Annotated in this window: 15 protein-coding genes; all 15 read right to left on the bottom strand. The window is 64.9% G+C overall.

Translation table 11 applies throughout. From position 1 onward, the window contains the following. Positions 1-39: 39 nt before the first annotated feature. Positions 40-525 (bottom strand): rod-binding protein, encoded by a 486-nt coding sequence (locus tag AB7G19_RS08175; RefSeq protein WP_085405301.1) that lies wholly within the window; start codon positions 523-525, stop codon positions 40-42. Further along, positions 522-941, bottom strand: a complete 420-nt coding sequence (locus AB7G19_RS08170; protein WP_085405329.1) for a hypothetical protein — start codon at positions 939-941, stop codon at positions 522-524. Before AB7G19_RS08170 ends, AB7G19_RS08175 begins: the two co-directional genes overlap by 4 nt. 5 nt (positions 942-946) lie before the next feature. Next, positions 947-1699 carry a flagellar biosynthesis protein FliR gene (gene fliR / locus AB7G19_RS08165; RefSeq protein ID WP_063981318.1) on the bottom strand — a complete coding sequence of 251 codons (753 nt, stop codon included), beginning with the start codon at positions 1697-1699 and terminating at the stop codon, positions 947-949. Further along, a complete protein-coding gene (gene flhA, locus AB7G19_RS08160; RefSeq protein WP_071909981.1) occupies positions 1696-3777 on the bottom strand; it encodes a flagellar biosynthesis protein FlhA in 2082 nt (693 codons plus the stop codon). The genes fliR and flhA overlap by 4 nt, the downstream gene beginning before the upstream one ends. A gap of 76 nt (positions 3778-3853) precedes the next feature. Further along, positions 3854-4120: a flagellar biosynthesis protein FliQ gene (gene fliQ / locus AB7G19_RS08155; RefSeq protein ID WP_014492683.1), complete on the bottom strand. Its 267-nt coding sequence runs from the start codon at positions 4118-4120 to the stop codon at positions 3854-3856. Continuing rightward, positions 4117-4536 (bottom strand): flagellar hook assembly protein FlgD, encoded by a 420-nt coding sequence (flgD, locus tag AB7G19_RS08150; protein WP_071909979.1) that lies wholly within the window; start codon positions 4534-4536, stop codon positions 4117-4119. The genes fliQ and flgD overlap by 4 nt, the downstream gene beginning before the upstream one ends. A gap of 15 nt (positions 4537-4551) precedes the next feature. Beyond that, positions 4552-4971, bottom strand: coding sequence for a flagellar biosynthesis repressor FlbT (gene flbT, locus AB7G19_RS08145; protein ID WP_063981315.1), 420 nt, complete (start codon positions 4969-4971; stop codon positions 4552-4554). Continuing rightward, complete coding sequence (gene flaF, locus AB7G19_RS08140; protein ID WP_063981314.1) at positions 4971-5315, bottom strand: flagellar biosynthesis regulator FlaF; 345 nt, start codon at positions 5313-5315, stop codon at positions 4971-4973. Before flaF ends, flbT begins: the two co-directional genes overlap by 1 nt. A gap of 54 nt (positions 5316-5369) precedes the next feature. After that, positions 5370-6416, bottom strand: a complete 1047-nt coding sequence (locus AB7G19_RS08135) for a flagellar hook-associated family protein (protein WP_085405302.1) — start codon at positions 6414-6416, stop codon at positions 5370-5372. A gap of 3 nt (positions 6417-6419) precedes the next feature. After that, positions 6420-7895, bottom strand: a complete 1476-nt coding sequence (gene flgK, locus AB7G19_RS08130) for a flagellar hook-associated protein FlgK (RefSeq protein ID WP_085405303.1) — start codon at positions 7893-7895, stop codon at positions 6420-6422. 34 nt (positions 7896-7929) lie between these two features. Next, on the bottom strand, positions 7930-9162 hold the full coding sequence (locus AB7G19_RS08125; protein WP_063981311.1) for a flagellar hook protein FlgE: 1233 nt from the start codon (positions 9160-9162) through the stop codon (positions 7930-7932). 97 nt (positions 9163-9259) lie between these two features. After that, a complete protein-coding gene (locus tag AB7G19_RS08120; RefSeq protein ID WP_085405304.1) occupies positions 9260-9841 on the bottom strand; it encodes a transglycosylase SLT domain-containing protein in 582 nt (193 codons plus the stop codon). Continuing rightward, the gene (fliK, locus tag AB7G19_RS08115) at positions 9792-11117 is read right to left on the bottom strand and encodes a flagellar hook-length control protein FliK (RefSeq protein ID WP_085405305.1); all 1326 of its coding nucleotides are present in this window, start codon (positions 11115-11117) and stop codon (positions 9792-9794) included. Before fliK ends, AB7G19_RS08120 begins: the two co-directional genes overlap by 50 nt. Continuing rightward, complete coding sequence (locus tag AB7G19_RS08110) at positions 11114-12301, bottom strand: chemotaxis protein (RefSeq protein ID WP_085405306.1); 1188 nt, start codon at positions 12299-12301, stop codon at positions 11114-11116. The genes fliK and AB7G19_RS08110 overlap by 4 nt, the downstream gene beginning before the upstream one ends. After that, positions 12298-13638, bottom strand: a complete 1341-nt coding sequence (locus tag AB7G19_RS08105; RefSeq protein WP_085405307.1) for a MotB family protein — start codon at positions 13636-13638, stop codon at positions 12298-12300. The genes AB7G19_RS08110 and AB7G19_RS08105 overlap by 4 nt, the downstream gene beginning before the upstream one ends. Between the last annotated feature and the right edge of the window lies 1 nt (position 13639).

Here is a 13639-nt window from a genome sequence, read left to right as displayed (position 1 = left end):
AGGAAATTCACCCCTCAACTTCTGTCACCCATTCCCGGATCATGATCCGGTCTTTTCCGTAACGCCGGGCCCCGCCGGTTGCGCAGCGGCGAGTTGCTTGGCAATGCCAATGCCCTTGCCCTTTGCCAGCTGAGCACCAAGCTGCTCCGCCAGCATCGACTTCCAGACGCCGCCGGCCGTGCCCTTGCCGAAGACTTCCTCCGACTCCTTCGGCAGCATCGTCTCGACGAAGGTCTGGAGAATGAACGCCTCGAACTTCCGGTACACCTCGCCGGATGCGGGCGCCTTGATCACCCGCACCGGCGGCCCGTTCACCACACCCGGCTGCTGCGCTTCGGCAGCCTGCGCCGCGGATTGATCGGCAGTCGCCGCCTTGGCCTTGCCGACCTCCGCGTCCATGGTGGCGGCGAAATCGGCGTCCGATGATTTCAGTGCATCGAGCTTCGCGGTCGCCGCCCGCTGCGTCACGGGGTCGGCGGCATCGAGGACATCGAGAACGAGGTCGGGCGTCGCTGTCACGATCATGTCTTGTTCCGGCTGGCTGGCCGTGGCGTCCAGTCACGCACGGCGGGGCGTATTCCCGTCATCTCTTCGAGCGAGCGCGCCTCCGCGTCGCGAAGTTTGTCTGCGAGCGCGGCCTTCGCGACCTGCTCGAGCTGTTTCACACGGCGGGTGTCCGCGCGGACCTGGTCGAGCTGCTGCGACGCCTGCGCCTGGACCGCGCGCGCACCGGCGCTCGTCCTGTTCAGGCGCCGCGCGATTGAATCGCTCGACGAGCCCGCCGGCGGTTTGCCCTCGTTGAGGGTTCCTACCAGCCATTCCTGCTCGTCCTGCAAGCTGCGCTCCTGCTGCCGCAGATGCGCGAGCTGCCATTCGGACAGCCGGAGCTGAAGCTTCACGAGCGAGACCATCCGGCCGAGCTTGTCCGCGCGCGACGTCATGACCATCACTCCGCCAGCCACGACGAGACGCCGAGCATGAATTGCGTCAAGAGCTCGTCGCTGGTGAGGTAGAGCAGCAGGAAGCCGCCGAACAGCACGAAGGGCACCGAGATGAAATAGACCGGGATCGCCGGCGTCAGCTTGTTGATCAGGCCGACCGCGAGATTGACGATGACCGAATAGACGATGAAAGGGCTGGTGATCCGCAGCGTCAGCACGAACGCCTCGGACAGGCGGCTGACGAGCTGCTCGAGCGCCATGCTGCCGCCGATCCTGTTGCCGGGCTGCCAGACGTCGTAGGAGTTCATCAGCCCGCGCAGGACCTGCCAGTGCTGGTCGGTCATGAAGAACAATGTGGTGACGGCTGCCATGATCAGCGGCACCAGGGCCGGCGCCGGATCGGTGTCGCCGACCGGCGTTCCCGGGATGTTGCTCAGCCCGATCGCGCCCGCCATCACGGTCGCCATGGTCTGCAGCGCGAGGAAGAACACCCGCCCGCCAAGCCCGATGACGCTGCCGACCACAAGCTCGGAGCAGATCAGAAGCGCAAGCGTCAGCGGCGCGGCGTTGTCGGTGAGAGGTTTCAGGACCGAGATCAGGATCGGCGTCAGCGCAAACGTCGTGACGAGCGCGACGAACAGGCGAACCTGGGCCGGAACGTTGACGCTGGAATAGCCGGGCACGAGCATCAGGCAGGCGCCGATGCGGCAGAACACGATGAACGTGACCAGCACGCTGTCGGCGAGGCCGCTGATCACGATATGGCTCCCAGCGCCCTGATCTCGGCGCTGCGCGCGACCTCGACATGCGACAGGACCGGCAAGGTCGGGAACACCCGCTCCAGGATCATCCGGACATAGGGGCGGGCTTCCGGGGTGACCGCCAGAACCACGCTGGTGCCGTTCTCGGTGAATTTTCGGATCGCGGCGCTAGCTTCGGTTGCGAACTGCTCGATCAGGCGAGGATCGGCGTCGAATTCGAAGACTTCGCCCTTGGCGTCGCGCTTCAGGCTCTGGTGGAACGCCAGGTCCCAGCGATTGCCAAGGCGGACGACGTTCAGCACACCGTTGTCGGAAAGGTCGCCGCAGATCTGCTGGGCAAGTCGGGTCCGCACATGCTCCGCGACCTGCTCGGAGCGCCGCACATGGGGTGCGATCTCGGCAATGGCCTCCAGGATCAAATGGAGATTGCGGATCGACACGCGCTCGGCCAGCAGGATCTTCAGGATCGCCAGCAGGCCCGAATAGGAGATCTGCGACGGGCAGAGATCCTCGACCAGGCGCTTGTATTCGGGATCGAGACGGTCGAGCAGCCCGCGCATGTCCTTGTAGGACAGCAGCTGCGCGAGATTTGCCCTGAGCACTTCGCTTAAGTGCGTGAGCAGCACCGACAGGTTGTCGACCGGCTTGCAGCCCTGACGCTTGACCTCGTCGGTGAACGCCTCCGTCACCCACAGCGCCTTCATGCCGAAAGCGGGTTCGATCACCTCTTCGCCGGGCACGTCGGGCTTGCCGTCCTTGTCGACGAGCACCAGCACCTCGCCGAGCCGCAGCTCGCCATGGGCGATACGCGTGTCGTGGATCCGGATCTGGTATCCCTTGGGATCGATCGACAGATTGTCGCTGAGCTTGATCTCCGGAATGACGAAGCCGTATTGCTTGGCAAACTTCTTGCGGAGCTTGCTGACCCGGTGCCCAAGCTCGGTACGCGCGCCCAGCAAATGGACCGACAGATGGCCGCCGAGCGACACCTCGATCTCTGCGGTCTTGAGCGATTCCTTGACGGATTCCTTGGCATCGGCCTGGGCGCGCTCGTCGGCCTTGCGCGCATGCTCTTTCTTCTCCCGCGCCGCCTGCCGCCGCGGCAGCGAGTAGCCGACAAAGGCCATGGCACCGCCGAGCAGCACGAAGGGTGCCATCGGTAGCCCAGGCATCAAGGCGAGCACGAACATCATCAACGACGCCGCCGACACCGCGCGCGGGTAGCCACCGAGCTGCCTCAGCACGGCCTGCTCCGCCGACCCCCTGGTGCCGCCCTTGGAGACCAGGAGGCCCGCCGACAGCGACACGATCAGTGCCGGCATCTGCGTTACCAGACCGTCGCCGACGGAGAGTTTGGTGTAGACGTCGGCGGCGCGCGACAGCGTCAGCCCGTGATGCGTCACGCCGATGATGATGCCGCCGAAGATGTTGATCGCCGTGATGATCAGGCCGGCGATTGCGTCGCCGCGGACGAATTTCGAAGCACCGTCCATTGCGCCGAAGAACGCGCTTTCCTCTTCGAGCTCGCGGCGCCGGCGCTGGGCCTCCTTGTCGTCGATGAGGCCCGCGGAGAGGTCGGCGTCGATCGCCATCTGCTTGCCCGGGATGGCGTCCAGGGTGAAGCGGGCACCGACTTCGGCGATACGCGTTGCGCCCTTGGTGATCACGACGAAATTCACCGTCACCAGGATCGCGAAGATGATCAGACCGATGACGAAGTCGCCGCCCATGACGAACTTCGAGAAGCCGGCAACGACGTGACCCGCGGCTTGTTCGCCCTCCCCGCCCCGCGACAGGATCAGACGGGTGGTCGCAACGTTGAGCGCCAGCCGCAGGATCGTCGCGATCAGCAGCACGGTCGGGAAGGCGGAGAAATCGAGCGGCCGCTGGATCCACAGCGCGACCATCAGGATCAGCGCGGACAGCGCGATCGAGAAGGCGAGGCCGAGGTCGATCAGGATCGGCGGTATGGGCAGGAACAGGATCGTGAGCATGGCCACGATACCGCCCGCGAAAAAGGCGTCGGCCCCCAATCGTCGCGGGGTCGGCAGGCTAGCAGCTAATGTATCGGCCATGGGTCACCGGCAGAGGGTCCGCCCCGCAATCTGCCGTGCAAAGCTTACGCGAGGGTGGTGGCCGGGCTCTCGCGGATCAGAAGCCGTGCTCGATCCGCGAATAGACCATCTCGGTGAAGGTGGAGAGATGGGCACCGATGAAGGAGCCGGAAACGGCAACGACCAGGAGGATGACGATGATCTTCGGCACGAAGGTCAGCGTCACCTCCTGGACCTGGGTCAGCGCCTGGATCAGCGCAATGGCGGTGCCGACAAGCATCGCGGCGCCGACGGCGGGGCCGGAGGCGACGATGATGGTCCAGATCGCCGCCTGGACGATGTCGAGGGCGTCCCGCTCGTTCATGACTGGCTGATTGTAAGGCCGGGCCCGACCGCGACCTTCGTGCCGTTCTCGAGGGTTGCGATGGAGCCGTCGTTGTTGATGGAGATCGAAACGACCTTGCCGCTGAAGGTTGCGCCGGTCGCGTCGGTGAAGCTGACGGTCTTTCCGATCAGCCCGTTGGCCTGCGACAGCGACTGCGACGACAGCAGCGCATCCAGCTTCGAATTGGTCTGCATGGCCTGCTCGACCGTCGAGAGCTGGGCGAACTGACTCATGTACTGCGAGGTATCCATCGGATTGGTGGGATCCTGGTTCTTCATCTCGGCGACGAGGAGCTGAAGAAAGGTATTGTAGTCGACGGTGTTGCTCGCCGTGTTCTTTGTGGAACTGGTCGCGTTGGACTTGCTGGTGCTGTCGGTCGCGCTGTTGACGTTCATGTAGCCTCTCCGCTGTCAGGCAGCCTCGAATGGGATCTCGGTGGCGACGCCGGCCAGGCCGGCCAGGATTGCGTCCTCTACCGGGAACAGTCCCCGGATCCGCTTGAGCGCCTCGAAATAGCGGGTCGTGCGGACCAGCTCGTGGATCGTGGCGAGCCCGTCGAGCATCTCACGGCTCTCGCAAACCGCGAGCAGGGCCGCGTGATGCTCCCCGTAGAGCGCGACTGCGGCGCCGATATCCGTCGGGTTCATCAGCATGAGCTGGACGATGAAATAGAGCTGCCGCATCGCCGTAGTGGCGTCGGAAGCCTGCATGACCTGCCCTTCGAGCAGGAACATCACGTCGTTGACGAGCTCGACGGAGACCTTGCGGTCCACGCGCAGCACTGCGCCGTTGACGTAGATCCGCTCACCCGCCCGCAAGGATATTTTCATCAGAGCGCGTCTCGGATCAGGCGGTTGATTTCGATGAGCTGCATCACGTCGTTCGACTTCTCCTCGCGAAGCCGATCGGCTTCCTTGACGACCCACAGGCCGATCGAGATGATATCGGCGCGCAGCTTTTCCGGGAGTGCGTTTTCCGGATGGGCGAGATCCTCGATGAAGATCGTCCACAGCCGCCGCACGTAGAGCAGGCTCTCGACCAGATCTTCGAAGCTGAAGCGCCCGCCCTGGACCCGCTCGAGCCGGTCGATGCCGAGGCTGAGCGCCTGCCGCTCGCGGCCCCGCGCCTCAGAGGCGCTATCATCGACGACCACTTCATAGGCTTCAAACGTCATCAGAACCACTCTGCGCAGGAGACCGAACAACAAGACAAAGTTACAGACCCCGGCTCAGAGATAGTTGATCAGGCTGATCTGCTGGAGCTGCGACGTCAGCGACAGCGCCGTCTTGATCTGGGTCTGCAGGGTGTTGACCCGGACCGAGGCCTCCGTCGGGTCGACGGCCTCCATCTTGACGATCTGATTGTTCAGAATGTCCTGCTGCGTCTTGAGCTTTTCGGTGGCGCCGGTGACCCGCTGCTGGACCGTGCCGACGCCGCCGCCGAGCGTAGCGAGGTCAGTGATGGCGTTACCGACGAGGCCGATGGCCTTGTCCACGACGACCTGGAACGTGTCCTGGCTCAGGTTCGCGTTCCCAAGATCCGCCATCATGGTGTAGGCCTCGGCGAGCCTACGGAAGCCGATCTGGTTGGCGCTAACGGACGTATCGGCGATCTCGGTCGTGGAGATACGGCTTTGCATGGTCTGGTCGGTGGCCGTTGACCAATTGGTGTTCCAGGCCGGGCTCGCGAACTCGGCATCGAAGGTGGTGTTGAGGAAGGTCTGCATTTGGGCCGGGGTAATGGTGCTCACGCTGGCCGAGGATTGCGAGAAGCCGAAGGTCGCAAGGAAATCGGCATCGACCTGGTTCTTGCTGGCCGAACCCGCGGTGTAAGCCGTGATCGGCGTGTTCTGCGTGTTGACCCCCGAGAAGAGATACGAGCCATTATAGGAGACGTTCAGCGCGCCGATCAGATCCTGGAGGTTGGCGGACGCAGGCGGCAGGATGATCCGCCCGCCGCCGTCGGTGCTACGGGCCGCGATCAGGTCCTTGAGGAAAGAGGTTGCGGTTGCGCCCAGCTGGGTGATCCGGTTCTGCGTCGTGTCCAGGCGCCCCGAGACGAGCCCGTTGGTATCGACGAGCTGATCGGCGAAGCTCAGGTCCGCCCGCAGGGTGATGTCGCTTCCCGTCGTGGCACCAAGCTCGAGGCCAACATCGGCGAAGCGGCCGGTGGTGGCTTCCTTCGAGGCCTTGGTCAGCGCGGCCTGATTGTTCGTGATCGAGGACCTCAACGACGAAGACAGCATCAAGGTCGAGATGTAGTTGGCGCTCATCATGACTTAATTCCCCACGGCAGCCAGCAGGCTCTGCAACATTTGGTCGACGGTCGAGATGATCTTCGACGACGCCGAATAGGTACGTTCGACCTGAAGCATCAAGGACATCTCGTCGTCCATGTTGACGCCGCTGACGTTCGACAGCGCCGCGGTGCTGCGATCGAGCAGCGTGTTCTGGTAGGTGGCGCTGTCGTCCGCGGCCTTGCGTTGGTTTTCGATCCAGCTCGTCGACGACGCCGCGAAGTCGATCAAGCTGCCGCTCGGCTTGCCTTGCGTGGTTGCATCGAACGGCTGCGACGCATCCATGTTGCCGATCAGCTGCTGCAGCCTGGTCGAGTAGCCGGCATTGCCGGTGGTGTTGTATCTGTAGGCGACGTTGCCGCTGATCGCGCCATCACGCAGCAGGTTGGGATTGCCGCCCTGGGCCGGGTCGACCGACGCGGCAACGCTGATCGAGCCGGCCAGGCCGACCGAGACGGTCGCGCTTGCGGGCATCGCGGGTGAGCCGGGATAGGTGAAGAGGCCGGGCCGGTCGGGCAGCGCGGCGCCGGACTGGTCGACCTCCTTGAAGGATTCGACAAGGCCGCGTGCGACCTCGTCGAGCTGGCTCTGATACGTGACCGTGGCGTTGTCGCGCAATTGGGCGAGGCCAGCGAGCTTGCCGGTCTTGATCGGCATCACGGAATTGGCGCCGGTGACCGGGACACCGTCGATATAGACAGCATTCCCGGTGGTCCCGGGCGTATAGATGTTGGTCGCCGCGAAGCTGACCGCGCGCGCCGTCTTGTCGAACAGCACGACACCGCTGTCGGTGTAGAGCGCCGCGTCGCCGTTGGCGCGCAGCGTCATCGAGACGCCGACCTCCTGCGACATCTTCGAGACGATGTTGTCGCGCTGGTCGAGATAATCGGTGACGTCGTCGCCGGCGATCGTCCCCTTCACGATCGCGGTGTTGACCTTATCGAACTGGGTCAGGAGCTGATTGATATTCCCGACCGAAGTCGCCATGTCGGCGTCCGCTCCCTGGCGCACCGTCTGCACGGTCTTGGTGGCCTGGTTGAGCGCGGTCGCCATGTCCTTGGCGGACGTGACCGCCGCCTGCGCCAGCGTGGTGTTGTCCGGAGCGTTGGCATATTGCTGGAGCGCCTGCTTCAGCTTGTTGAGCTGGGCGGCCGGCGACTGCCCAAGTTCGGGATCGTCCACAGTCGAGGCCGATATCTTCTGAAGACCGTCCAGGATCGCATTCTGCTTGGCGGACCCAGACGTCGCGATCAGGACGTTATTATAGAGACCCGAGCTGGCGGCGCGCTGGATCGCCGCCACATAGACGCCGGCCCCGGGGAGATTGTCCAGCACGGCGATCTTGCGCGAATAGCCGGCGGCGCTGGCACCGGCTATGTTGCGCGAGATCGTCGACGACTGGATACCCGACGCCATGAGCGACGCACGAGCGGAGTCGAGAGCGGCGGTAAGGGACATGATCTGCTCTTGCCCGGAATGAGCGCTTGAGGATTCAGCGCTTCAGGTTGACGACGACGTCGAGAAGATCGGCGCCGGTCTGGAACGATTTCGAATTCGCAGTGAAGCCGCGCTGCGCCTCGATCATCCCGGTGAGTTCGTCCGCGAGGTCGACGTTGGAGTCCTCCAGCGCGCCCGACTGGACAGTGCCGAGACCGCCGGTACCGGCATTCCCGGCCTGCGCGTTGCCGGAATTCATGTTGGTCGAATAGACGTTGCCGGGCTCCGGCGTCAGGTTGTCGGGGCTCGCGACGTCGGCGAGCATGATGGTGTAGAGCGTCAGCTGCTGACCGTTCTTGAGGATCGCCGTCACGAAGCCCGAATCGTCGACATCGACTTTGTCGATGGCCGATGGAACGCTGCCATTGACAGTCGCCTTGAAGCTGAAGTCGGTTCCGACCTGCGTCATGTTCGACAGGTCCAGGCTCATCGCCGCACCGCCGGGAACGGTGAGGGCGAGAGTCGTCGGGCTCGCCGCGGCCAGCGTGCCTTTGCCGGCTGCGGTCGTATCGAAGGTGAAAGTGGTGGCGGCACCGACCGACGCACCTGTCGCGGAGTTGTAAGCCTGAAGCTGCCAGGTGTCAGAGCCGGCGGCCGTCGCCGTGTGGGACATGTAGACGTCGAGCGTAACGGCCTGGCCGATATTGTTGTAGGCCACGATCGAGCTCTTCGACGAATATGACGCCGGCCCGGGCGGACCGGCGATCACAGCCGCTTTCGGATCCAGATTGCCGGTCGTGAGCGTTCCCGCCGTCGACGGCACGGGCACTTGCGAAACCTGGGCAATGTTGACGATCTGCATGCCGGACAGGCTGTTCTGCGAGAAATTGGTCACCTTACCGGGCTGGCCCAGGAGGTAGTAGCCGGCCGCGTTGACCAGATTGCCCTGGGCGTCCGGCACGAACGAGCCGGCGCGCGTCAGATATTGCTGCGTGTTGGCGGCGTTCGACACCACGAAGAAGCCGTTGCCCTGCACGGCGAGGTCCGTGGTCGACGTGGTGAACTGCGTGTGTCCCGCGTCGCTGATGGCGTAGCGAACCGTCGTCTCGACGGCGCCGGAGTCGTAATTGCCGGAGCCGCTCTTCAGGATCAGTGACGAGAATTCCGTCGAAGCCCGCTTGTAACCGGTCGTGTTGACGTTCGCGATGTTGTCCGAAACCGTCGACAGCTTGTTGGACTGCGCGCTCATTCCGGAAACGCCGGTGCGCATAACACCATACAGGCTCATGAAGTAGGCTCCTTTGTCAGGTTGTATCTACAATGCGGGTTCTTGCTTGCGCGGAGCTGATGATTGGGATCCGTGCACAACTTTCAGGTTGTAGCGGTCATGTCGTCTTCGGCTGACAGAACGAGCGCGCCTTGTCGGTCCACGCGCCGAAGCCGCTGGAGACGAGATGCGCGACGATGTGACAGACGTAGCGCTTCTGCGCGGGCTGATTGTTGGGGCCTGCGTTGTAGCGCGCGACCGCCATGGTCCAGCTGCCCTCGCGCTGCTTCAGCTCTTTCAGGAAGCGCGCGGCGTATTCAACGTTCTTCGCGGGATCGAACATCGCGCGCACCGACGTGAACTTGTCGCCGTGATAATAATGGTTGATCTGCATGCAGCCGAGGTCGATCAGCTTGATGCCCTTGCTGCGCATCGTCTCGAAGTTCGCGATCGCGTCGTTCATGTCCTTGGCGAACACGGTCTGGCCGTCGGCGCCGAGCGCGTAAGGGTGGAGCGAACCGCGCCGTCCGGTCTCGGTGAGGCCGACCGCATAGAGAATGCCGAGCGGAATCCCATGCTGCTGGGACGCGCGCGCCATCTCGCGCTCGCAAGGGCGCGCGTTGTCGGTCGCCGCTGCCGCGGCGCCCGCGCTACAGATAAACAGGGCCGCGGCGAGTATGCGGCCCCACGTCCTGGTCATGACGCGTCTCCTCGTTGGACTGGCGCTCCTGCCGGGCCTGCTTCGCACCGCTGTCCGATTGCCCGGACGACGTGCCGGCGCCGCCGAACGTGCCTTGCGACTGCGACGATGGCTGTTGCTGGCCGGAGAGCTGCGGCTGCGGCTGGCCGGAGCCGCTCTGGAATCCGTCCAGCGAGCCGTGCTGCACGGGCGCGACGTCGGCGACATAGCCCGCCGACTGCATGAGATCGCGGATCGAGTCGCGCTGCTGATCCAGCATCAGGCTGGTGTCCTTGCGCGCGGCCGCGAGGTGAACTGAAACCTCCGAGCCGACGAGGCGAAGGCGTACCGTGACGTTGCCGAGCGCCGGCGGTTCGAGATTGATCGTCAGGATCTTGAGCGGCTCAGGCGCATTGGTCTGCGACGTCGCGAGATCGGGGGCGGTGGACGCCGTCGGAGCCGGCGATTCCTTCAGCTCGGCGACGACTGCGTTGGCGACTTGCTGCGGGGCGCTGAACTGCGCCGGTGGCAGATGGGTCTCCTGCTGGACCACGGTAACCTTGGTCGCTTCGGGCAATGCGTCCCGCGCCGAGGCTTTGACGGCGCGCTCGACATTGGCCGTGACGGCCTCGAAGCCTTGCGTCGCGGGCATTGGCTTCGACGACACATCGCTGCCTTGTTGCGCGGCTGCCGCCGCCTGCGAAGGCGCGGCCTGCGAGCGCGTGCCCGTTGAAGCGGCAGCGGGCGGCGCGGGCTCGGCAGAGGTGACCTTCGCGGTGCCCTGGACCTCACGCTTCGTCGTGGCAGAGCGCTCGTCGCGCGCAGGCGCGTCCTTCTTGTCGCCCGCCGGCGATTGCAGCAGCGGCTTCACGGCCGGCACGGCGGCGAACTGCTGTTCGACGACCGCCGGAATGCTCGATCGGGCCGAAACATCGGTCTTCGCGCCGTGGTCGACCGGAGTTTGCGTCTCCGGCGATCTTTCAGTTTTCTCGTCGGACGATTTGCGAATGGGTTCGGACTCGTCGTCGGCCTCGGTGCGTTCGCGCGCCGTCTTGTCCTTGTCGGCCGGGCGCGCGAGGTGCGTGCGCAACGATCCGGCCTTCGCGCTCGTGTTGCCGCCCTCGTCGTTGAGCGCCCGCTTCGCGAGATTCGAGACGGTGTGCAGCAGATCGTTGAACGACGAATCTGCCGGCGATTTCGTTCCGGCGGATTTTCCCGAGCGCGATGCGCCGCGCACGTTGAGGCTTTCGGCGAGACCCGAAAAGACCTGTCCGGAGGTTCCACTGAGCTTCGTCATGGGCGATCCCTGGTAAGGCGTTCGAGTTCGCCGAGCTGCTTCCGCGCGCGTGCAAGCGTCTCGGTCGACGCGGCGAGATCGAGACGCGCCGGCGTGACCGGAGGCTTGTCGGCGGCGGCGGTGGATCCGCCCGCGAACGGCTTGCGGACATCGAGTGCGAGCTGCAACGTCGCATTTAGCAACGGAACGTCGCGCTCGGGCAACTTCGAGCGGTCGAGGGCCTTCAACTCGGCCACACCGCCGTCATACTCGTCAGTGAGCGCCCGCGAGACGCCGCGGAAGAAATGCGCGCGCTCGCGATCCTCCGACGCGTCGGCGCTAAGCGTCAGCGCACGCTCGCCTGCAAGCCGGGTCACCGCCAGCCGTCCATGCACCATCGCGGTGCGCGCGATCACGAGATAAAGCTTGAGGCGGCTCGCGCGGTCGATCTGCTCCAGCAGAGTGACGATCCGCGCAAAGCGGCGCTCGTCGAGAGCAATGCTCGATTGCGTCAGGCCGGAGGCGAAGCGCTGCCAGAAGTCCCCGGCATAGACCGAGTTGCGGTAATGGCGGATATAGGCGAGCGTCAGGAACTCGAACTTGTCGAAATCCTCGGCCTGCCCGACCAGCAGGATCTCGCGCCGCAGTGCCGCCTCCTCCACCAGCGTGCCCGGCAACAGCAGCCGCGCGTCGTCCAGGCGCTCGATCGCGAGCGATGCCTCGGCGCGCGCGAACAGCGCGCCCTGGACCAGCGCGACCTGTCCGCCCAGGCCTGTTGGCAGCGTGCGCGGCTTGACGTCCTTGAGCAGTTCGCGCGCTTCGTCCTGGCGGCCTTCGACATAGGCCAGCGCACCATTGAACAGCCGCTCGTCGACGTTCAGCTTGTCGCGCGGCAGCTTTCGGACGACCTGCGGCCCGCCGCCGCTGAGCAAGTAGATGATGACGGCCTGGCCGTTCTGCGCGTTGCCCCACACGCCCGGATCGGCGGCGAGGAACTTTTCGCCGACCTGCCGGGTCAGCGCGATGTGGCTGCCATGCGCAGCGGTGTCGCCACGGGCAATGCCATCCTGCACCGTCTGCAAGGTGCGCACGAGCTCATAGGGCTCGCCCGAGGTTGATGCCGGGGACGGTGCCGGATCGGCAAACGCGCACACCGTCGTGAACGGCAGCAGCAGCAGCGCGGCGCGCAGGAGCGGCCTGATCAAGGGCGCTTCTCCCGGATCAGGATCTCGATCCGGCGGTTCTGAGCGGCAGCAGGATCATTCGTGAGTTTCGGCCGCCGATCGGCGTAGCCTTCGACATGCTCGATCCGCTGCGCATCGACACCGGAGCGAACCAGCATGTAGTAAGCCATCTGCGCGCGCGCGGTCGACAGCCGCCAATTGTCGTAATTCTCGGACTTGTACGGCCGATTGTCGGTGTGGCCGCGGACGATGATCATGCCCTGGCGCTTCGTCAGTAGCGGCCCGATCTTGTCGATCACGCGAATCAGCTCAGGCCGCGGCTCGGCCGAGCCGACCGCGAACATCCCGAAGCTCGCATCGTCGGTCAGGCTGATCAGAAGGCCTTCCTCGACCTGGCGCACCTCGGCCACCGGGCCCGCACCGGCCTTGATGTCCGATAGTGCATCCGCGATCGCGGACTGTAGTTGCTTGACGGTCGGCTGCTGGGTCTGTGCCGCATCGCGCGATTCGGAATTCTTCGCTTGATCGCCGGGGCGTGGCTGCGCGGCGGCATTGGCTTGAGCGCCAGCCTGGGCGCCCGGTTGCGGCGCATTTGCCTGGGCACTGCCATCGCGTTGAGCCTGCGAAGGCGCAGGCCCCGGCGGCAGCAGGGGCGACAGGCTTGCAGACGACGCGTCCGCGTTCGGCGCCACGCTTCCGCCGGCATCGTCCTGCTTGGCACGTTGCGCCTGCGGCTCGCCCTGACCTGTCCCGGACGCGTTGTCGCGCGCGGACGCGTTCGGCTTTGGCTCGCTGTCGACGAAGTGATCCGCATCCTTGGACGTCTGCGGCGTCAACTTCCAATAGCCGGGATCGAAGGGATCGCGGTAGGCATCGCCGCCCTTGAGGCCGTCCTCTTCGGCGGAGGTCAGCGCGCCGGCACGGCGCTGGCCCGAGGCCTGGTTCGCGCTGTTGGCGATCTCGGCAAGCGTCGCATAGGGATCGCGGAACAGAACCTTCTCTTCGAAGGAGGCAGGCTTCTCCGCCGTCGGCGAGTCTCCGCGACGTTCTTCGTTCGGCCCGGCCGGCTGACGCTTGCCGTCCTGGCCTTCGAACTGCGTCGGCTCCTTCTTGCTGAGATCCTTGAGGCCCTTCGGAGCGGGTGCGTTCTCCGCGAGCTTGATCGGGTTGAAATAGCTCGCGACCACCTGCTTCTGGTCCTGGTTGAGCGCATTGAGCAGCCACATGACCAGAAAGAACGCCATCATCGCGGTCATGAAGTCCGCATACGCGATCTTCCAGACGCCACCGTGATGCGCCTCCTCGGCGAAGGCGCTGCGCCTGCGGATGATCACCAGCTCGTGCTTGACTTCTTCCATG

Source organism: Bradyrhizobium sp. 215_C5_N1_1, assembly GCF_052075935.1.
In the GTDB taxonomy this organism is placed as follows: Bacteria; Pseudomonadota; Alphaproteobacteria; order Rhizobiales; family Xanthobacteraceae; genus Bradyrhizobium; species Bradyrhizobium barranii.
This window is presented reverse-complemented; position numbering and strand designations above follow the sequence as displayed.